Annotated in this window: 20 protein-coding genes; 10 read left to right on the forward strand and 10 right to left on the reverse strand. The window is 68.3% G+C overall.

Annotated features, from left to right (window positions below; translation table 11 throughout):
• Positions 1–85: 85 nt before the first annotated feature.
• The 5 genes from ACSQ9I_RS29955 to ACSQ9I_RS29975 are packed head-to-tail and all read left to right on the forward strand — an operon-like array spanning position 86 to position 4,960.
• On the forward strand, positions 86–778 hold the full coding sequence (locus tag ACSQ9I_RS29955; RefSeq protein ID WP_436310170.1) for a GntR family transcriptional regulator: 693 nt from the start codon (positions 86–88) through the stop codon (positions 776–778).
• Positions 779–819: 41 nt separating this feature from the next.
• Positions 820–1,791, forward strand: a complete 972-nt coding sequence (locus tag ACSQ9I_RS29960) for a Bug family tripartite tricarboxylate transporter substrate binding protein (protein ID WP_436315594.1) — start codon at positions 820–822, stop codon at positions 1,789–1,791.
• Between the two features lie 49 nt (positions 1,792–1,840).
• Positions 1,841–3,211 (forward strand): MmgE/PrpD family protein, encoded by a 1,371-nt coding sequence (locus ACSQ9I_RS29965; RefSeq protein ID WP_436306113.1) that lies wholly within the window; start codon positions 1,841–1,843, stop codon positions 3,209–3,211.
• Between the two features lie 58 nt (positions 3,212–3,269).
• Positions 3,270–4,145, forward strand: a complete 876-nt coding sequence (locus ACSQ9I_RS29970) for a metal-dependent hydrolase (RefSeq protein ID WP_436315595.1) — start codon at positions 3,270–3,272, stop codon at positions 4,143–4,145.
• Positions 4,145–4,960, forward strand: a complete 816-nt coding sequence (locus ACSQ9I_RS29975; RefSeq protein ID WP_436315596.1) for an ABC transporter substrate-binding protein — start codon at positions 4,145–4,147, stop codon at positions 4,958–4,960. Before ACSQ9I_RS29970 ends, ACSQ9I_RS29975 begins: the two co-directional genes overlap by 1 nt.
• On the opposite strand, the gene ACSQ9I_RS29980 is transcribed toward ACSQ9I_RS29975, so the two are convergent.
• The 7 genes from ACSQ9I_RS29980 to phnG form a co-directional block, all read right to left on the reverse strand.
• The gene (locus ACSQ9I_RS29980) at positions 4,957–6,105 is read right to left on the reverse strand and encodes an alpha-D-ribose 1-methylphosphonate 5-triphosphate diphosphatase (RefSeq protein ID WP_436315597.1); all 1,149 of its coding nucleotides are present in this window, start codon (positions 6,103–6,105) and stop codon (positions 4,957–4,959) included. The genes ACSQ9I_RS29975 and ACSQ9I_RS29980 overlap by 4 nt on opposite strands.
• Complete coding sequence (gene phnL / locus ACSQ9I_RS29985; RefSeq protein ID WP_436294195.1) at positions 6,102–6,818, reverse strand: phosphonate C-P lyase system protein PhnL; 717 nt, start codon at positions 6,816–6,818, stop codon at positions 6,102–6,104. The genes ACSQ9I_RS29980 and phnL overlap by 4 nt, the downstream gene beginning before the upstream one ends.
• Entirely contained in the window at positions 6,815–7,597 is a 783-nt protein-coding gene (gene phnK, locus ACSQ9I_RS29990) for a phosphonate C-P lyase system protein PhnK (RefSeq protein ID WP_436315598.1), read from the reverse strand. Before phnK ends, phnL begins: the two co-directional genes overlap by 4 nt.
• Entirely contained in the window at positions 7,594–8,469 is an 876-nt protein-coding gene (locus tag ACSQ9I_RS29995) for an alpha-D-ribose 1-methylphosphonate 5-phosphate C-P-lyase PhnJ (RefSeq protein ID WP_436315599.1), read from the reverse strand. The genes phnK and ACSQ9I_RS29995 overlap by 4 nt, the downstream gene beginning before the upstream one ends.
• A gap of 91 nt (positions 8,470–8,560) precedes the next feature.
• A complete protein-coding gene (locus ACSQ9I_RS30000; protein ID WP_436315600.1) occupies positions 8,561–9,655 on the reverse strand; it encodes a carbon-phosphorus lyase complex subunit PhnI in 1,095 nt (364 codons plus the stop codon).
• Between the two features lie 2 nt (positions 9,656–9,657).
• Positions 9,658–10,290, reverse strand: coding sequence for a phosphonate C-P lyase system protein PhnH (phnH, locus tag ACSQ9I_RS30005; RefSeq protein WP_436315601.1), 633 nt, complete (start codon positions 10,288–10,290; stop codon positions 9,658–9,660).
• A gap of 58 nt (positions 10,291–10,348) precedes the next feature.
• A complete protein-coding gene (phnG, locus tag ACSQ9I_RS30010) occupies positions 10,349–10,864 on the reverse strand; it encodes a phosphonate C-P lyase system protein PhnG (protein WP_436315602.1) in 516 nt (171 codons plus the stop codon).
• Positions 10,865–10,941: 77 nt separating this feature from the next.
• Here phnG and phnF point away from each other — a divergent pair, with 77 nt between their 5' ends.
• From phnF to phnN, 3 genes are read left to right on the forward strand one after another with little or no spacing between them, the layout of a single operon-like run.
• Positions 10,942–11,697 carry a phosphonate metabolism transcriptional regulator PhnF gene (gene phnF / locus ACSQ9I_RS30015; protein ID WP_436315603.1) on the forward strand — a complete coding sequence of 252 codons (756 nt, stop codon included), beginning with the start codon at positions 10,942–10,944 and terminating at the stop codon, positions 11,695–11,697.
• Positions 11,687–12,394: a DUF1045 domain-containing protein gene (locus ACSQ9I_RS30020; protein ID WP_436315604.1), complete on the forward strand. Its 708-nt coding sequence runs from the start codon at positions 11,687–11,689 to the stop codon at positions 12,392–12,394. The genes phnF and ACSQ9I_RS30020 overlap by 11 nt, the downstream gene beginning before the upstream one ends.
• The gene (gene phnN, locus ACSQ9I_RS30025; RefSeq protein WP_436315605.1) at positions 12,391–12,933 is read left to right on the forward strand and encodes a phosphonate metabolism protein/1,5-bisphosphokinase (PRPP-forming) PhnN; all 543 of its coding nucleotides are present in this window, start codon (positions 12,391–12,393) and stop codon (positions 12,931–12,933) included. Before ACSQ9I_RS30020 ends, phnN begins: the two co-directional genes overlap by 4 nt.
• On the opposite strand, the gene ACSQ9I_RS30030 is transcribed toward phnN, so the two are convergent.
• Positions 12,930–13,745: a hypothetical protein gene (locus tag ACSQ9I_RS30030; RefSeq protein WP_436315606.1), complete on the reverse strand. Its 816-nt coding sequence runs from the start codon at positions 13,743–13,745 to the stop codon at positions 12,930–12,932. The two genes, phnN and ACSQ9I_RS30030, sit on opposite strands and share 4 nt — an antisense overlap.
• A 270-nt stretch (positions 13,746–14,015) precedes the next feature.
• Between ACSQ9I_RS30030 and ACSQ9I_RS30035 the strand changes: the two genes are divergently transcribed.
• Together ACSQ9I_RS30035 and ACSQ9I_RS30040 are read left to right on the forward strand one after the other, a co-directional pair.
• Complete coding sequence (locus tag ACSQ9I_RS30035) at positions 14,016–14,888, forward strand: amidohydrolase family protein (protein ID WP_436315607.1); 873 nt, start codon at positions 14,016–14,018, stop codon at positions 14,886–14,888.
• A gap of 53 nt (positions 14,889–14,941) precedes the next feature.
• A complete protein-coding gene (locus tag ACSQ9I_RS30040) occupies positions 14,942–15,862 on the forward strand; it encodes a LysR substrate-binding domain-containing protein (protein WP_436315608.1) in 921 nt (306 codons plus the stop codon).
• 22 nt (positions 15,863–15,884) lie between these two features.
• Here ACSQ9I_RS30040 and ACSQ9I_RS30045 read toward each other — a convergent pair whose 3' ends face one another.
• Both ACSQ9I_RS30045 and ACSQ9I_RS30050 read right to left on the reverse strand, forming a co-directional pair.
• Positions 15,885–16,862 carry a tripartite tricarboxylate transporter substrate binding protein gene (locus ACSQ9I_RS30045; RefSeq protein WP_436315609.1) on the reverse strand — a complete coding sequence of 326 codons (978 nt, stop codon included), beginning with the start codon at positions 16,860–16,862 and terminating at the stop codon, positions 15,885–15,887.
• 39 nt (positions 16,863–16,901) lie between these two features.
• Positions 16,902–17,936: a porin gene (locus ACSQ9I_RS30050; RefSeq protein ID WP_436315610.1), complete on the reverse strand. Its 1,035-nt coding sequence runs from the start codon at positions 17,934–17,936 to the stop codon at positions 16,902–16,904.
• Between the last annotated feature and the right edge of the window lie 126 nt (positions 17,937–18,062).

Below are 18,062 nucleotides of genomic sequence, written 5' to 3' on the forward strand. Positions count from 1 at the left end.
CGATAAAGTGTCAACACTTTTATTGAAAGAGTGGACATATTGAAAGACACTCGTATACGATATGCCGACCTACGAAGGACCTTGCATGTTGCCCTGGCTCGCCGATCCGGCCCCTGACCGCCTCTCGACCGTGCGCGATATCCCGCTGGCCAAACTGGCCCGCGACGACATGCTTTCCATGATCCTGCGGGGCGAACTGCTACCGGGTCAGCGCATCAACGAGCCCGACGTCGCCGGCCGGCTCGGCATTTCTCGCGTGCCGGTGCGCGAAGCCCTGCGCGAACTCGAAAGCACCGGCCTGGTGGTGGCACGCAAGCACGCCGGCGTCTTCGTGCGCGAGCCGAGCGCGGACGAGGTGCGCGACCTCTACGAGATGCGCGGGCTGCTCGATGGCTTTGCAGGGCGGCGCGCGGCGCGACTCGACGCCCTGCCGCGCATCGCGCTGGCCGATGCGCTCGATGCCTCCATCGCCGCCATGAATGCCGCCGCTGCCGCGCAGGACGTTCAGCGCTACTACCGCGAGAACCTGCATTTCCACTGGGCGATCGTGGAGGCCGCGGGCAACCAGGCGCTGGCCAACACCTACCGCGGCGTGGTGCAGAAGCTGCACCTGTCGCGGCTGAAGAACCTTTCGCGGGACACCGGGATGACCGTATCGATCGCCGAGCACGTGGCGATCGCCCGCGCGCTTCGGGAAGGCGATGTCGCGCGCTGCGAAAAGCTCATGGCGCGCCACGTCGGCGATGCCTACGTCCGGCTTCAGGGTGCGGTGCGCTGAGCCGCCGAACCCTCCTTCCCAGACAACTCAAGGAGCAAACCATGCAACGACGCACCTTCGTCCTCGCCCTCCCGCCGGCCTTGATCGGGCTGCCGCGGTTGGCGCATGCCCAGGCCTACCCGAACAAGCCCATCCGCTACATCGTGCCGGTGTCCGCGGGCGGCGGCAGCGACATGGTCGGCCGCACCGTGACCGAGCGCTGGGGCAAGGCCCTGAACCAGACCTTCGTGGTGGACAACCAGGCCGGCGGCGGCGGCGTGATCGCGTCGCAGAACACCGCGCGCGCGCCGGCCGATGGCTACACCCTGATGCAGGGCTACGTCGCCACCCACGGCACCAGCCCGGCCACGCGCAAGCTGCCCTACGACGCGGTCAAGGACTTCACGCCCATCGGCATGATCGGCGGCACGCCCAACGTGCTGGTGGTCAACGCCGACGTGCCGGCCAAGGATTTCAAGCAGTTCGTTGCCTACGCGAAGGCCAATCCGAGCAAGATCAGCTACGGCTCGGCCGGCGCGGGATCGCTCACCCACCTGACCATGGAGCTCTTCAAGCAGCAGGTCGGCGCGTTCATGCTGCACGTGCCCTACCGCGGCATCGCGCCGGCCTTCACCGACCTGGTGGGCGGCCAGACGCAAGCCATGTTCCCGGGCCTGGCCGCGGCGATGCCGCACATCCGGTCGCAGCGCGTGCGCCCGCTGGCCGTCACTGGTACAACGCGCCACCCGGCGCTGCCGGACGTGCCGACGCTCGAGGAGCTCGGCCTCAAGGGCTTCGATGCCATGCAGTGGTACGGCGTGGTCGGCCCGGCCGGCATGCCTGCCGACATCGTTCGCCAGCTCAACGAATCGCTCAACGCGGTACTGAAGGCGCCGGACCTGCGGGAGAAGCTCTCGATCGAGGCCGTCGAACCCATGCCCATGAGCGCCCAGCAGTTCGGCGACTACATCCGCGCCGACATCGCGCGCTGGACCAAACTCGCCCGCGATCGCAACATCCAGCTCGACAACTAGCGCGCGCTTACCCCTTTTTCTTTCAACCACTCCGCAAGACATTTCACCCATGGCCCGCAATACCCAGGTCGCCGCCGACCACAACGCCCCGCCCGTCACGCGCATCCTCGCCGAGTACGTGGCCAACCATCCATCGCGCGGCTGGAGCGACGCGGTGGACCACGAGGCGCACCGCACCTTCCTCAACTGGTTCGGCTGCGCCGTCGGCGCGGCGCGCCACGAAGCCGTCGAAGCCGCGCTGGCCGCGGTGCAGATGCTGCAGCCCGCTGCCCAGGCCACCGTGCTCGGCCGCGCCGAGAAGGTCGACATCGCAAGCGCGGCGTTGCTCAACGGCATCAGCTCGCACACCTTCGATTTCGACGACACGCACCTGAAGACCATCATTCACCCGGCCGGCCCGGTGGCTTCTGCGGTGCTGGCGCTTGCCGAGCACACTGGCGCGAGCGGCCGCACTGTGCTCGACGCGCTGGTGCTCGGCATCGACGTCGCCTGCCGCCTGGGCAACACGGTCTACCCCGAGCACTACGACCGCGGCTGGCACATCACCGGCACCACCGGCATGCTGGGCGCTGCGGCCGGCTGTGCTCGTCTGCTGGGCCTCGATGCGGAGAAGACCGCCATGGCACTCGGCATCGCCGCCTCGCAACCGGTCGGCCTGCGCGAGCAGTTCGGCACCATGACCAAGCCCTTCCATCCCGGCGGCGCAGCGCGCGCCGGCCTGATGGCCGCGCTGATGGCCAAGCACGGCTATACCGCGAGCCCGAAGGCGATCGAGGCGCCGCGCGGCTGGGCGCAGGTGGTGTCGACCAAGTGCGCATGGAATGAAGTCACGGACGAACTGGGCGAACGCTTCGAGATCTCCTTCAACAGCTACAAGCCCTTTGCCTGCGGCATCGTGATCCATCCGAGCATCGACGCCTGCGTGCAGCTGCGCGAGCGCGGCATCGCGCCGGAGCAGATCGAGCGCATCGAGCTCAAGGTCCACTCGCTGGTGCTGGAGCTCACCGGCAAGAAGGAGCCGGCCGACGGCCTGCAGGGCAAGTTCAGCGTCTACCACGGGTGTGCCGCGGGCCTGCTGTTCGGGCGCGCGGCCGAGGAAGAGTTCGCGGACGCCATCGTGACGCGCCCCGACGTGGTCGCGCTGCGCCGCAAGGTGGTCGCGACGGTGGACGACAAGATCGACGAGGCGAGCGCCGACGTGACCGCGGTGCTCACCGATGGCCGGCGCGAGCACGTGTTCGTCGAGCACGCGATCGGCTCGCTGCAGCGGCCGATGAGCGACGAGGACCTGGCGCGCAAGTTCCACGGCCTGGCCGATGCGGTCGTCGGCGCGCAGCGCAGCTCGACGCTGCTGGCCGGATGCTGGGCGCTGGGCGAGGCAGGAGACGTTCGCACGCTCACGGCCCTGGCGCGCCCCTAGGCTGCTCGTGGCGTGGACCGGTAGTTCATTCATCAAAGAAAGAAAGAGAGAGAAGCACATGAAAAGATTCGTTTCCCTTCTTCTGGCTACCGCGTTCGCAGCCGGCCTCGCCGGGTGCGCGGGCACCGTCACGCAGGCGCCGCCGGCGCTGCAGCCCACTGCACCGGGCAGCATCGCCTCCGGCAAGGCGGAAGTCCTCTGGCTCGGGCAGTCCACCATGCGCATCACCACGCCCGGCGGCAAGGTCATCGTGGTCGACCCCTGGCTCATCACCAACCCGAAGACACCGCCTCCATACAAGCAGTTGAACGCGGTGGGCAAGGTCGACCTGATCCTCGTGACGCATGCCCACGCCGACCATTTCGCCGACGCCCCCGCGCTGGCCAGGATGCACAACGCGCCCCTCTACAACGCAGGCGGCATGGGCCAGAGCATCGTCACCCTCGGCATCTTGCCTGCGGCGCTGGTGCAGCGCTTCGGCAAAGGCGGCACCGTCGCGCCCTTCGGCGCCACAGGCCCGAAGATCACGGCGGTCCACGCCGAGCACGCCTCCGAGCTGGCGTGGAAGAACCCCGCCACGGACAAGGACGAGACGCACTACGGCGGCGAGCCGGTGGGCTACATCATCGAACTGGAGAACGGCTTCAAGATCTGGCACATGGGCGATACCGGCCTGTTCGGCGACATGCGGCTGATCGGCGAGACCTACAAGCCCGACCTCGTGCTGATCCCGATCGGCGGCCACTTCACCATGGGACCGCAGGATGCCGCCACGGCGGTGCGCGACATGATCAAGCCGAAGTACGCGATCCCCATGCACTACGGCACGTCCCCGTTGCTTCGCGGCACGCCCGCCGAGTTCTCTTCCGCGCTCGGCGCCGCGTCCGCCACCCGCGTGCTGGTGCCGGAGCCGGGCCAGAAGGTCGACTTCTGATGGCCGCCACGCGCCGCGCCTTCTGTGCCGCGAGCGCGCTGGTGCTGGCCGGCTGCGCAAGCACCCGGTCCAATCCGCCAGCGGGCGCCATCGCGCAGCTCGGCGCCACCGGCAAGCTGCGCGCCGCCATCAATTTCGGCAACCCGATCCTGGCCAGCCGCGGCCCGGGCGGCGAGCCGCGTGGCGTGTCGGTGGACCTTGCGCGCGAGGCGGCACGCCGTCTCGGGCTGGCCGTCGAGCTGGTGCAGTTCAACTCCGCCGGCAACGTCGTGGAAGCCGTGAAGGCGCAACAGGTCGACCTGGCCTTCGTGGCGATCGACCCGGTGCGCGCAGCGGACATGGAATACACCGCGCCCTACGTGATCATCGAAGGCGCCTACCTGGTGCGCAACGGCTCGCCGCTGCAAGGCAACGCGGAGGTTGACCGCACGGGCACCCGCGTCGTGGTGGGCCGCGGCAGCGCCTACGACCTGTTCCTCACGCGCGAGCTGAAGACCGCCACGCTGGTGCGCGCCCCGACCTCGCCAGCAGTCACCGACATGTTCCTGGCGCAGAACCTCGAAGTGGCCGCGGGCGTGAAGCAGCAGCTGGAAGCGGACACCAAGCGCGTGGGCGGCGTGCGCCTGCTGCCCGGGCGTTTCATGGTCATCGAGCAGGCCATGGGGGTGCCGAAGGGCCGGACCGCTGCGCAGGCCTGGCTCAGCGGCTTCATCGAGGAGATGAAGGCCTCCGGCTTCGTTGCAGACGCGCTGAAGCGGCACGGCATCGAGGGCGCCGCCGTGGCGCCGCGAAGCAGCGCGGCGAATCGCACCTAAAGCACGCGGCGCCCTTCGCGCCACACGCCGCGCACCACCGCGTGCCGCGAGCCATCCGCCAGCTCGGCCATGCGCACCTGCACCAGGTCGGCACGCAGGCCGGGCTCGATCGCGCCGCGGTCGTGCAGGCCGGTGGCCTTGGCCGGTGCGCGGGTGACGGTGGCCACCGCCTGCGGCAGCGTGAGGATCTCGTCCTCCACCAGCCGCATCACGGCACCGAGCAGGCTGCTCGGCACGTAGTCGGAGGAGAGGATGTCGAGCAGGCCGTGGCGCGCCAGCTCGGCGGCCGCCACGTTGCCCGAATGCGAGCCGCCGCGCACGACGTTGGGCCCGCCCATCACGGTGGAGAGCCCGCGCTCGCGCGCCGCGCCCGCGGCGGCCAGCGTGGTCGGAAACTCGGACATGCTCGCGCCTTCGGCATGGGCCTGCTCGACGTGCGCGACGGTGGTGTCGTCGTGGCTCGCGAGCGCGATGCCGTGCGCGCGGCAGTAGTCGACGAAGTGGCGGCGGTGCGGCTCGGCGTACTGGGCCTGCAGCGTGGCGGCATGCGCGACCTGGCGCTCGAACTTCTCGGCGCTCCAGCCCTTCTTGCCGGTGTAGTAGATGCGCGCGACCTCGAGGTTTTCCCACTGGCGCTGGCCCGGCGTGTGGTCCATCAGCGAGATCAGCGACACGCGCGGATGGCCATGGAAGGGCTCGAAGAGCTCGATGGTGTTGGGCGCCGGCAGTTCGCAGCGCACGTGCAGGTGGTGGTCGGCGCGCAGCAGGTCCTGGGCGGTGCAGTTGTCGAGCGTGGCCAGCGTCTTGGTCCAGGTGCTGCCGCGCAGGCTTTCGGTGTCGGACTCGCCGACGCCGAGCGCATCGAACACGGTGGTGATGCCTGCGGCCGCCACCTCGGCATCGTGCGCCAGGAGGGCCGGCAGCTCGGCCCACTGCACCTTGGGGCGCGGCATCAGGTGGCGCTCGAAGTTGTCGGTATGGACCTCGACCAGGCCGGGCAGCAGGTAGTCGTCCTCGAGGTCGATGGTGGCCACGCCCGTATGGCCGTTGTGCAGCGCCGCGATGCGGCCGTCCGCGACCGAGAGGCTGCCGCGCACCACCTCGCCGGGCAGGACCATGCGCGCGTTCTTGAAGACGGTGTTCATGCGGGACTCCTGAAGTCGGCGACGTTGACGCGGCGTGTCGCCACGGCGGCGCCGACCTCCGCGTCATGGAAGATGCCGACCATCGCGGCGCCGCGCGCCGCGGCTTCGCGGATCAGTTCGATCACGGTGCGCGTGTTGGCCGCATCGAGCGAAGCGGTCGGCTCGTCCAGCAGCAGCAGCGGCTTGGGCTTGATCATGTTGCGTGCGATGTTGATGCGCTGCTGCTCGCCGCCCGAGAAGGTGGCGGGCGGCAGATGCCACAGGCGTTCGGGAATGGAAAGGCGCGTGAGCCACTTGCGCGCTTCCTCGCGCGCGGCTTCGAGGGCGGCGGGGTCGTCGCCCGCATCCTCGGCCAGCGGCTCGGCCACGACGTCGAGCGCCGGCACGCGCGGGATCACGCGCAGGAACTGACTCACGTAGCCGATGGTGTCGCGGCGCAGGCGCACCAGCTCGCGCGGATCGGCCTCGGTCACCTCGACCGGCGCACCGCCCGGCGGCTGCACCGTGATGCGGCCCGCGCTGGCGCGGTAGTTGGCATGGATGAGCTTGAGCAGCGTGCTCTTGCCCAGGCCCGAGGCGCCGTCGAGCACCACGCATTCGCCGGCCGAGACGCTGAGCTCGAGGCCCTCGAACACCGAGAGCTCGAGATGGTTCTGTTGATGGAGGGTGAAGCGCTTGGCCACCCCGCGCAGTTGAAGAAGGGGCGCGGTCACGGTTGCAATACCGAGGAAACGAGAAGCTGGGTGTAGGGATGCTGCGGGTCGTCCAGCACCTGGTCGGTGAGGCCGGCTTCGACCACGCGGCCCTTCTGCATCACCATCATGCGGTGCGCGAGCAGCCGGGCCACCGCGAGGTCGTGCGTGACCACGATGGCGGCGAGCTGCATCTGGCGCGTGAGCTGGCGCAGCAGGTCGAGCAGGCGGGCCTGCACCGAGACGTCGAGGCCGGAGGTCGGCTCGTCCATGAACACCAGGCGCGGCCGGGTGACCAGGTTGCGCGCGATCTGCAGGCGCTGGCGCATGCCGCCGGAGAAGGTGCGCGGCGCATCGTCGATGCGCTGCGGATCGATCTCGACGCGCTGCAACCATTCCGATCCGGTAGCGCGCAGGCGCCCGTAGTGCCGCTCGCCGAGGCCCATCAGGCGCTCGCCGACGTTGGCGCCGGCCGAGACATCCATGCGCAGGCCGTCGGCCGCGTTCTGGTGCACGAAGCCCCAGTCGGTGCGCGCGAGCAGGCGCTGCTCGGCCTCGCTCATCGCAAAGACCTCCTGCAGGCCGCCGCTGCGCGTGTGGAACTGCACGCTGCCCTCGTCGGGCCGGCTGCGGGCCGCGACCGCATCGAGCAGCGTGGTCTTGCCGGAGCCCGACTCGCCGACCACGGCCAGCACTTCGCCGGGCCAGAGGTCGAAGGAGGCGTCGGCCAGCGCGACGCGATCGCCGTAGCGCTTGCCGATGCCGCGCACGCGCAGCAGGGGGAGGGTGGCGCTCTTCATTCGACCTCCTCCAATTGCTGTGCCGGCATCGCCGGACTCAGCGCTTGCTGCCGCGACTGGCAGTAGTCCGAGTCGGAGCACACATGCATGCGTGTGCCGCTGTCGTCGGTGATGACCTCGTCGAGGAAGCTGTCGGTGGCGCCGCACAGCGCGCAGGCTGCGTCCCAGCGCTGCACTTCGAAGGGATGGTCCTCGAAGCCCAGGCTTTCGACCGCGGTGTAGGGCGGCACGGCATAGATGCGCTTCTCGCGGCCGGCGCCGAAGAGCTGCAGCGCGGGGTTCATGTGCATCTTGGGGTTGTCGAACTTGGGGATGGGCGAGGGCGACATCACGTAGCGCTCGTTCACCAGCACCGGGTAGTCGTAGGTGGTCGCGATATGGCCGTAGCGCGCGATGTCCTCGTAGAGCTTGACGTGCATCAGGCCGTACTCGGCCAGCCCGTGCAGCGTGCGCGTGACGGTCTCGCGCGGTTCCAGGCGTTGCATGGGCTCGGGCACCGGCACCTGATAGACCAGCACCTGGCCTTCGGCCAAGGGCGCCTCGGGGATGCGGTGGCGGGTCTGGATCAGCGTGGCCTCCTGCGTGCGCGTGGTGGTCGCGACACCGGTGGTGCGTTCGAAGAAGCGCCGGATGTTGACCGCGTTGACGGTGTCGTCGGAGCCCTGGTCGATGACCTTGAGCACGTCCTTGGGGCCGATCACCGCGGCCGTGACCTGGATGCCGCCGGTACCCCAGCCGTAGGGCAGCGGCATCTCGCGCGAGCCGAAGGGCACCTGGTAGCCGGGGATGGCCACGGCCTTGAGGATGGCGCGGCGGATCATGCGCTTGGTGCGCTCGTCGAGGTAGGCGAAGTTGATGTTCGTGTCTGTCATTGGGCAACCTCCCCCAGGCTTGTCACTTCGTGTACTTCGCGCACCCCCTCCTGAAGGAGGGGGCGAGCGCCTTCGGGCGGCCGGGCGGCGCTCATTCGTCGTCTCCCCGTGCGGACGCGCTGCGCATGCGGCGCACCAGTTCCAGTTCGGACTGGAAGTCCACGTAGTGCGGCAGCTTCAGGTGCTGCACGAAGCCGGAGGCTTCGAGGCTGTCGCTGTGCGAGAGCACGAACTCCTGCATCTGCGCCGGCGATTCGACCGCCTCGCCGAGCTCGTCGGCGCGCAGCGCGCGATCGACCAGGCTCATCGCCATCGCCTTCCGTTCGCTGTGGCCGAAGGCCAGCCCGTAGCCGCGCGTGAACTGCGGCGGCTCGGTCTTGCTGCCGGCGAACTGGTTGACCATTTCGCACTCGGTGATCTCCATGTCGCCGATCGAGATCGCAAAGCCCAGCTCCTCGGGTTCGATCTCGAGCGCGACGCTGCCGAAGCGGATCTCGCCGACGAAGGGATGGCTGTGCGAATAGCCGCGCTGGGTGGAGTAGGCCATCGCAAGCAGAAAGCCTTCGTCGCCGCGCGCGAGATTCTGCAGCCGCGTCGCACGATCGGCCGGAAAGCGCAGCGGCTCGCGCGTCAGGTCCACCGGGGCCGGATCGCCCGGGGGCACGGGGCGGGTCTCGATCAGGCTTTCGTGGTTGAGCAGGTCGACCACGCGCGGCGTGACGGCGGGTGTGTCGGCAGGCGCTGCTGCTGGGGCAGCCTGGCCTGTTGCGCCGCCGCCGCTCGCGAGCAGCGTGAAGTCGAGCAGGCGCTGCGTGTAGTCGTAGGTCGGGCCCAGCACTTGTCCGCCGGGCAGGTCCTTGAAGGTGGCGGAGATGCGGCGGTCGAGCTGCATGCGCGCGGTGTCCAGCGGCACGCTGGTGCCCAGGCGCGGCAGCGTGGCGCGGTAGGCGCGCAAGAGGAAGATGGCTTCGACCAGGTCGCCCGAGGCCTGCTTGATCGCGAGCGCGGCGAGCTCGGGGTCATAGACCGAGCCCTCGGTCATCACGCGGTCGACCGCGAGCTTGAGCTGCTCGCGGATCTGCTGCACCGAGAGCTCCGGCGTGGCCGGGTCGCCGCGGCGCTGCTCGGCCAGCAGGCGCAAGCTGTGGAGGATGGCGGCTTCGCCACCCTTGACGGCAACGTACATGCTCAGTGCTCCAGCTCGATGTGGGTGGTGCGCGGCAGGCCGACGATCTGGTGCTCGGTGGCGAGGAACAGGTCGACGCCGCGCGGGAAGGCCGCCTGCTGCGCGGCGCGCTGGGCGATCAGCTTTTCGGCGCGCTCCTGCGGCAAGCCGTCGACGCACAAGCGCGTCTCCGTGCGGATGCCCGGCCCGCGCAGCGTCCAGCCTTCGGCGTCGGCGCCGTCGGCCAGCGAGGGCACGTCCACCACGCAGGTGGCCGACTGGTCGGGGTAGGTGTCGCTGCCCTGCGCGAAGCGGTCGAGTGCGGGCGCTTCGTCGCCGCCGGCGATCCAGGCGAACTGCGCCTCACCCGGATCGTCGACGATCACGCAGCCGCAATGAAAGCGCAGCCAGGCCGCGGCATCGCTCTTGGCCAGCGTTGGCGAGAGCCAGAGCTTGCAATCCGGATCGAGCAGCGCGAGCAGCAGCGCGGCCGAAGCCGCATGCCCGTGCCTGGGCACTTCGGCATCGTGCGGCAGGTCGACGATGCGGCCCGGGTGCGAGAGGGCTTCCAATGCGGCGCGGAACACGGCCTGGCTGCCGAGCGCGAGATCCGAGAAACCCACGCCGACCTTGGAGAGATCTGTGGTGGTGTTCATTGGGTAACCTCCGCGCTGTGCGCTGCGGTGCTATTCGACTTGGGAGCGGCCCGGCGTCTCATGCGTTCTCCTCTTCGTCTCCATCGGCACCGCCGGCTTCGCGCGCAACGGTGAAGAACTCGACCTTGCTGCCCTGCGCACGCGCATGGCGCTCGGCGCGCTCGCGGGCCAGGTGCTGGCGCACGGGCGCGAGCAGTTGCGCATCGAGCGCGTCCTGCTGCGCCGGGTCATGCAGCAGCGCATCGGCCACCGCCGCCAGCTGCGCCTGCCGGTGCGAGCGGCCCAGCACATAGGCGACGCCGACCGCCGCGCCTTCGTGCGCGACGCCATGCAGGCGCAGCGCACAGCGCGTGACCGCGACCTCGCCGAGGTTGAAACGCTCGCCCGTGCCGCCGGCGCGGCCCTGGACCATCATGAGGCCCGTCTCGGGCGCGCGCAGCCACTGCGGCGTGCGCTGGGCGTGCTCGCCGAGCGCCGGCTCCAGCAGCGAGAGCGGCGCCCGCGCCAGCACGGCCATCCACTGCGCGCGGCTCGGCGGCCGGCTCGAAGGGTGGTTGTCAAAGGCATGAAACATGGGGGTGTTAATCTGGGAAAGTTGTATAGACAAATCGAACAACTGGCGCCAGCTTAGGGCGCACGCATGTAGCTTTCATGACAGCCATCACGACTTCTCCCGACTCGCTTCCGGCGCGCACGGCGCGCGACAGTTTCTGGACCCGCATCGCGGCCGAGCTGGCCGAATCGATCGCCCGCGGCATCTACCCGCCGGGCGAGCGCCTGCCCTCGGAGCACGCGCTGGCCGAGCAGTTCGGCGTCAATCGCCACACCATCCGCCGTTCGCTCGCCAGCCTGAGCAGCCAGGGCCTGCTGCGCGTGACGCAGGGCAGCGGCACCTACGTGGAGGAGTTCGCGGTCGACCTGGTGCTGGCCAAGCGCACGCGTCATCACCAGAGCATGGCGCTGGCAGGCATGCGCGGCGCCTTGCGCGTGCTCGCGTCGAGCACCGTGCGTGCCACGGCCGCGCAGGCACGCGCGCTGCAGGTGCCCGCGCGCAGCACGCTGCTGCGGCTGCAGGTGCTGGGCGAGGCCGAGCAGCAGCCGCTGCACATCAGCGAGCGCTTCTTTCCGCTGCCGCGTTTTGAGCAGCTCGAAGAGGTGGTGCGCGAGACCGGCTCCATCACCGCGGCCTTTGCCGCACATGGCATCGACGACTACACGCGGCACGAGAGCCGCATCACGGCGCAGATGCCCGAGGCCGAGGTGGCGGCCCAGCTGCGGCAGCCGGCCGCGCGGCCGGTGCTCTTCGTCGAGAGCGTCAACGTGGACACCGCGGACGTGCCCATCGAGTTCGCGCGGACCTGGTTTGCGGGCGATCGCGTCACGCTCACGGTGACGCATGACGAGTGATCCCGTGCATCGCTACGCCGTCTACTTCGCGCCCCGCGCCGACAGCGCCTGGTGGCGCGCCGGCAGGCGCTGGCTCGGGCGCTGCGCCTCGCGGCTCGAGCCGTTGCCGCAGGCACCGCTGCCCGGCGTGCCCGCGCCCGAACTGCATCGGCTGACGAAGGCGCCGCGGCGCTATGGCTGGCATGCGACGCTCAAGGCGCCTTTCGCGTTGGCGCCGGGCGTCGACGTCGAGAGGCTGCGCGCCGGCCTGCACGGCCTCTGCGAGGACTTCGAGCCCTTCACGATGCCCGCATTGAAGGTCGCGATGCTCGACGATTTTCTGGCGCTGGTGCCGGAGGGCGGCAGCCGCGCGATCGACGAAGTGGCCGCGGCCTGCGTCACGCGCCTGCATGCATTGGCCGCGCCGTTGACGCCGTTCGAGATCGAACGCCGCCGCGCGGCCGGCCTCACGCAGGAGGAAGACGCGCTGCTGCAGCGCTGGGGCTATCCCTTCGTGCTGGAGCGCTTCCGCTTCCATCTCTCGCTCACGGGAACGCTGCGCGATGCGGCGCCGTCGATCGTGCAGGCCATTCAGGATGCGGCGCGCGAGCGCTTCGCCGACTTGCCCGCCTGCCGCTTCGACACGCTCTCCCTGTTCGCCGAACCCAAGCCCGGTGCCGACTTCGTGCTGGTAGAACAGATGGAGCTTGGCGCATGAAGGGGCGGCTGGTCTATGTGATGGGGCCTTCCGGCGCCGGCAAGGACAGCCTGCTGGCCTGGCTCAAGGACCATCTTCCGCCGCACATGCCGGTGCACCTGGCGCGCCGCACGATCACGCGGCCGCCCAAGGCCGACGACGAGCAGCACCACAGCGTAAGCGCGCACGCCTTCGAGCAGCTCAGCGACGCGCAGGCCTTCGCGCTCCACTGGCAGGCCAACGGCCTGCGCTACGGCGTGCGCCACGACGAGCTCTCGCCCCTGCACCTGGGCAAGTGGGTGATCGTGAACGGATCGCGCGCCTACCTGCCGCAGGCGCTGTCGAGGTTTCCGCATCTGACTGTTGTGCACGTCACCGCCAGCATCGACGTGCTGCGCCAGCGCCTGCTGGCGCGCGGGCGCGAGACGCCGGAGATGGTCGATGCCCGCGTGCGGCGCGCCTTGGCATTCAAGCCGCCGGCGCATGCCATCGAGGTCCGCAACGACGGCACGCTGGCCGAGGCGGGCGCGCAACTGCTGCACGCCTTCGAGCGTCTCTAGAAGCGCGCCTTGAGGAAGGCCGAGGGCCCTTGCAGCCTGACCTTCAGGCGCGCGGTGCTGCTGATGCTGTCGATGTCGCGCTTGAGATCGATCTCGCTCACGCCGTAGGACAGGACCAGGCCGACGTTCTTGACCGGGAACCACTCGACGCCGAGGGCCGCGTTGTAGATATGGCCGTGCAGCCCGCTGCCGCCCTTGCGCACGCCCGAGGCATCGGCGAACAGGCGCAGGTCGGGCGTGATGGCATGGCGCACGCCGATCTCGAGCAGCGGCGCGAAGGCGTCGTCGCTGTCGCGCTGGCTGAAGGTCGCGGTCGCGCCGTTCACGCCTGCGAGGGCGTTGCTGTCCAGGCTGGCCCGGTAGTACGCGACGCCGGCGCCGAGGCCCAGCACCGTGTTGCCTGAGCCGATCCACCACTTGTAGGCAAACTTGGCGAACTCCAGCTTGAGGTCGAGGTTGACGTTGCCCAGCGCCGTGATCGAGGTCGGCCCGATCGCGAAGCTGTTGGCGAAGCCGGTGCCGTAGTCGCGCTTGAAGCGGTAGTAGTCGAGCGACAGGCCCTGGCTGTCGCCCAGCAGGATGTCGGCCGTGATGCGCGGCATGGTCACGTCGCTGCCCTTGAGGTCGCCCGGGTCCAGCCGGCCGAAGGGCGTGTTCAGCGAGGCGTTGAAGGTGGGGTCGGCATTGAAGGCGCCGACCGAGAGGCTGAAGCGGTCGAGGGCCGGCGAAGGCTCGGCCAGCGCCGGGGTGGCAACGAAGAAGCCGGCGCCGGCCACGGCTGCCGCAAGGGCGCACAAACGCGTCGAAGACATGAGGCAGGATCCTGAAGTGCGGCAGTCTCGGCGTGCTTTCCGCTCTGGATCTGGCGGCCGCGATGCTCCCCTGAGCGCGAACGCGAATCTATGCGTCGCGCGCACGATGCCAATGCGCCGATGCCGACTCCGCATGTAGGACTCTCCTTGCGCGCTTCAGGCCTCCTGCATGCGCAGCCCGACGGCGCCGCCGGCCATGCCGAAATTCGCTAGCTGCTAGCGCATTTTCGGGCTCGCTCGTCGCGAGACATCTGCGCAAGATGGACAGCTATGGACAAGAACTGGCTCTGCTTTCATCCTGCCCCCTCGAAGCCGCACTTCACAGCACCGCCCGGTGCGGTGGATGCACACTGCCACGTCTTCGGCCCGGGCGCGGTGTTCCCCTATGCGCCGGAGCGCAAATACACGCCCTGCGATGCCTCGAAGGACCAGCTCTTCGCACTGCGCGATCTGCTGGGCTTCGAGCGCAACGTGATCGTGCAGGCGAGCTGTCATGGCAACGACAACCGTGCGTTGATCGATGCCATTGCGCATTCGAACGGACGCGCACGCGGCGTGGCCTCGGTCGCGCCGAGCGTGAGCGACGCCGAGCTTCGCCTTCTGCACGAAGCCGGGGTGCGCGGCGTGCGCTTCAACTTTCTCAAGCGGCTCGCCGACTTCACGCCCCGCGAGGTGCTGATGAGCATCGCCGAGCGCATCGCGCCGCTGGGCTGGCACGTGGTCGTGTATTTCGAAGCGCCGGATCTGCCCGAGCTGTGGGATTTCTTCACCCGCCTGCCGACGACCGTGGTGGTCGACCACATGGGCCGGCCCGACGTCGGCCAGCCGGTCGAAGGGCCGCAGTTCGAGCGCTTCGTGCGGCTGTTGCGCGAGCATCCGAATGTCTGGTCGAAGGTGAGCTGCCCGGAGCGCCTGTCTGTCTCCGGTCCGCCGACCTACGATGACGTCGTTCCTTTCGCGCAGCGGCTGGTCGAGGAGTTCCCGGACCGCGTACTGTGGGGTACCGACTGGCCGCATCCCAATCTCAAGACGCACATGCCCGATGACGGCACGCTGGTCGACATGATCCCCCGCATCGCGCGGACGGCGGAGCTTCAGCGCAAACTGCTGGTGGACAACCCGATGCGGCTGTACTGGGCCTGAGGCCGGCGGGGAGCTCGTCGCGGGCAATGCGAGCAAGCTCTAGACTCCTTTCCATGGACCTCAAGCAGCTGGAGTACTTCGTTCACGTCGCAGAGCTGGGGAGTTTCACCCGGGCTTCGATCGTGATCGATGTCGCACAGCCCGCGCTCAGCCGGCAGGTGCGCCAGCTCGAAGTGGAGCTGAGACAGAATCTTCTGACGCGCAATGGCCGAGGCGTCATCGTCACGGATGCAGGCAAGCTGCTGCTGGAACACGCCAGAGGCATCCTGCATCAGATCGAACGCGCCAAGGAGGACCTCGGGCTGTTGCGCGGCGCGCTGGCCGGCCGCGTCGCTGTGGGTTTGCCGCCCAGCATTTCGAAGCGCATCGCCGTGCCCTTGACCCGCGCCTTCCGTCAGCAACTTCCCGACGCCAGCCTCTCCATCACCGAGGCGCTTTCAAGCGCCATGCAGGAATCGGTGACCGCAGGCCGCCTCGACCTGGCGCTGCTCTACAACCCTGCGCCTTCCGCGGAGATCGACAGCGTTGTCATCCTGGAAGAGGACTTGTACCTGGTCGGCCCGGCGCAGCCCGCCGGCGAACCGGATGAAGAAATTTCGATGCGAGAGCTGGCCTCGAAGCCTCTGGTGATCCCGACCAAGCCGAACTCCATTCGCATGCTGGTCGAAGCGGAAATGGCGAACATCGGATGCCGTCCGACCATCGCGATGGAGATCGACGGCGTGGCCGCCATCCTGGACCTGGTGATCGACGGGGTGGGACTGGCTGTCTTGTCCTCGAATGCGGTTCTCACTGCGCCTCGCCCCGAGGCCTTTGCGATGCGCCGGATCGTGGATCCTCCGCTGCGCAGCCGGCTGGCCCTTGCGCTCAGTTCTCAAAGGCCGACCACCCTCACCCAGCAGGCCGTCCTCAAGTTGATCCAGGAGGTGGTGAGCCAGACGATGAGCGGCTCACCGTCACTCGCAAAGACTTGATGCGCCACGGGCACGTGGACGCTCATTGCTTGGGGATGCCTGCCAGGCGGATGACTTCGGACCAGCGCTGAATTTCGTCCCTGAGAAGCTCCGCCTGTTGCTGCGGAGTGCTTCCCTGCGCCTCGACGCCGAGCTGGCGCAGCCGCTCCTTGATCTCCGGCGCGGCCAGCGCTGCGTTGACCTCCTTGTTGAGCCTGGCGACGATGGCGGGCGGCGTCTTGGCTGGCACCGCAAAGGCGTTCCAGGACGCGACCTTGAAGTTGGGCGCCCCGCTCTCCGCGACGGTCGGCGTCTCCGGCAGCGCGAACGAGCGCTTCGCTCCCATGACGGCAATGGCGCGCAGCGACTTCCCGCTGATCTGACCCAGGATGGGCGCCAGGATCTCGACGCCGGCATCGATCTGCCCCCCTCGCAGCGCGGTGATCAATGCGGGCGACCCGTTGAAGGGAATCACTTGCGCGTCGATGCCGGTGCTGCGCTTGAGCAGCTCGGCCGCCAGATGCTGCGTACTGCCCACGTTGATGGTCCCGATGTTGACGGTACCGGGGTGCGCCTTCGCGTATGTCAACAGCTCCTGCATCGTCTTGAATTTCGAGTCCGCGGCGGTCACGACCGCCATATCGAAATAGCCGAGCGTCGACACCGGAGCGAAGTCTTTGACGGTATCGAAGGGCAGCTGCTTGAACAGCCCCGCGCTGACGGCATTGGCGTTGGACATCAAGAGGACGGTGAGTCCGTCCGGCGGCGCCTTGGCCACGGTATCGGACGCGACCACTCCCCCTGCGCCCGGCTTGTTGTCCACGATGATGCTTTGCCCCATGGACTGCGACATCTTCTGCGCGACGGTCCGTGCCGTGAGGTCGGCAACGCCCCCGGGGCCGAAGGGCACGACGAGACGAATCGGCTTCGTCGACGATGGTTGTGCATTCGCACTCGCGCAAATGGAGATTGCGGCAACGACGAGGGCTGAATGCCGGGCAATTTTCAGGAAGGTGTTCATGGGATTCCGATTCACTTCGAGACAAGCGTGCTGGAATTTTCAGAAGCGGTGCCGCACGCCGAGCGCCACGTTTCCTGCTCGCGCGAATCCGGTGAGCTTGTCCGAGAGGTAGACCGCGTAGAGATCCGTGCGCTTGGAGAGGAAGTAGTCATAGCCGACGGCGCCTGTGGTTCGACGAGAGTCGACGATCGGCATGTCTCTCTGCGTGCGGGAAACAGAGGCCATGACCCGGCCGGCGCCTATGGGCACCGCGAAGCCGAGCTGGGTCGTCCGGGTCTTGGTCCGGATGCCAGGCGTGTCGGTATGAAAGTACTGGCCGTAGACCTTCACCACTTCGAAGTCATACGAAAGCCCGGCCATCTGCGCCTTCTGGCTCGAGATCCGGGCCGAAAGGCCCGGGCCCACCTTGACCTGCTGGGCGGAGACCACCGCAGCGAACGGACCCTTCGCGTAGTTGAGGGTCAGGTTGAAATTGCGCTCACCAACCCGGTCCGCCACTTCGCCCAGTCCGTACGTTGCGGAAACGCGAAACCCCGCTGCTTCCGGCGACGCGTACTGGATGGTGTTGTCCCAGACGCTGTCACCCAGGATCGCACGGTTGTAGCCCGTGTTCCAGACCTGCAGCATGACAGGGCTCAGATTGGCAGACGCCAGAAAGGGGTTGAAATTGCCTGTTGCCGCATAGAGCGCATTGGTCTGTCGCCCCAGGCTCACCTGGCCGTAGGCTCCGCCGAGCCCCACATAGGAATTTCGCGAGAAGTAGGGATCGGCAGCTGTCCTGCCAAAGTTCCCGCTGTCGGCTTGAAGGAAACTTTCCAGCGCAAAGAACGATTGCAAGCCTCCTCCCAAGTCTTCGGTTCCCCGAATCCCCCAGTAGGAAGTGGTCATGCCGCCGCTGTTCAATACGGTGGCGCGGCCCGCTTGATCGCTTCTGCGAAGCGAACCCGCATACTCGTCCAGCACGCCATAAACACTGACGCTGTTCGCCGACGGACTTTGTGCAAGTGCCGGGAAGGCTCCAAGCGAAGCCGTTGCGATGCCCGCAGCAAGCCAGGCGCGATCGCGCATATCCATCTTGTCTCCTCATATTTGTTCAAGCCGCCGGTGTTCGCCCGGTGTCATGAACTATCTCAACTCGGCATACAGCCTGCTAGCTGAGGAGGACACTTTTAGATATGTCGCAGCGGCATAGCTGGCGCG

Origin of the sequence: Variovorax sp. LjRoot84, assembly GCF_964254305.1 — a bacterium.
In the GTDB taxonomy this organism is placed as follows: Bacteria; Pseudomonadota; Gammaproteobacteria; order Burkholderiales; family Burkholderiaceae_C; genus Variovorax.

Bases quoted from the DNA above. Each gene is read 5' to 3' on its own strand.
- ACSQ9I_RS29980 (WP_436315597.1), bottom strand. From the start codon at position 6,105: ATGAACACCGTCTTCAAGAACGCGCGCATGGTCCTGCCCGGCGAGGTG.
- ACSQ9I_RS30000 (WP_436315600.1), bottom strand. From the start codon at position 9,655: ATGTACGTTGCCGTCAAGGGTGGCGAAGCCGCCATCCTCCACAGCTTG.
- ACSQ9I_RS30035 (WP_436315607.1), top strand. From the start codon at position 14,016: ATGGACAAGAACTGGCTCTGCTTTCATCCTGCCCCCTCGAAGCCGCAC.
- phnG (WP_436315602.1), bottom strand. From the start codon at position 10,864: ATGTTTCATGCCTTTGACAACCACCCTTCGAGCCGGCCGCCGAGCCGC.
- ACSQ9I_RS30020 (WP_436315604.1), top strand. From the start codon at position 11,687: ATGACGAGTGATCCCGTGCATCGCTACGCCGTCTACTTCGCGCCCCGC.
- phnH (WP_436315601.1), bottom strand. From the start codon at position 10,290: ATGAACACCACCACAGATCTCTCCAAGGTCGGCGTGGGTTTCTCGGAT.
- ACSQ9I_RS29975 (WP_436315596.1), top strand. From the start codon at position 4,145: ATGGCCGCCACGCGCCGCGCCTTCTGTGCCGCGAGCGCGCTGGTGCTG.
- ACSQ9I_RS29965 (WP_436306113.1), top strand. From the start codon at position 1,841: ATGGCCCGCAATACCCAGGTCGCCGCCGACCACAACGCCCCGCCCGTC.
- ACSQ9I_RS29955 (WP_436310170.1), top strand. From the start codon at position 86: ATGTTGCCCTGGCTCGCCGATCCGGCCCCTGACCGCCTCTCGACCGTG.
- ACSQ9I_RS29970 (WP_436315595.1), top strand. From the start codon at position 3,270: ATGAAAAGATTCGTTTCCCTTCTTCTGGCTACCGCGTTCGCAGCCGGC.
- phnN (WP_436315605.1), top strand. From the start codon at position 12,391: ATGAAGGGGCGGCTGGTCTATGTGATGGGGCCTTCCGGCGCCGGCAAG.
- ACSQ9I_RS30030 (WP_436315606.1), bottom strand. From the start codon at position 13,745: ATGTCTTCGACGCGTTTGTGCGCCCTTGCGGCAGCCGTGGCCGGCGCC.
- phnK (WP_436315598.1), bottom strand. From the start codon at position 7,597: ATGAAGAGCGCCACCCTCCCCCTGCTGCGCGTGCGCGGCATCGGCAAG.
- phnF (WP_436315603.1), top strand. From the start codon at position 10,942: ATGACAGCCATCACGACTTCTCCCGACTCGCTTCCGGCGCGCACGGCG.
- ACSQ9I_RS30040 (WP_436315608.1), top strand. From the start codon at position 14,942: ATGGACCTCAAGCAGCTGGAGTACTTCGTTCACGTCGCAGAGCTGGGG.
- ACSQ9I_RS29995 (WP_436315599.1), bottom strand. From the start codon at position 8,469: ATGACAGACACGAACATCAACTTCGCCTACCTCGACGAGCGCACCAAG.
- ACSQ9I_RS30045 (WP_436315609.1), bottom strand. From the start codon at position 16,862: ATGAACACCTTCCTGAAAATTGCCCGGCATTCAGCCCTCGTCGTTGCC.
- ACSQ9I_RS29960 (WP_436315594.1), top strand. From the start codon at position 820: ATGCAACGACGCACCTTCGTCCTCGCCCTCCCGCCGGCCTTGATCGGG.
- ACSQ9I_RS30050 (WP_436315610.1), bottom strand. From the start codon at position 17,936: ATGGATATGCGCGATCGCGCCTGGCTTGCTGCGGGCATCGCAACGGCT.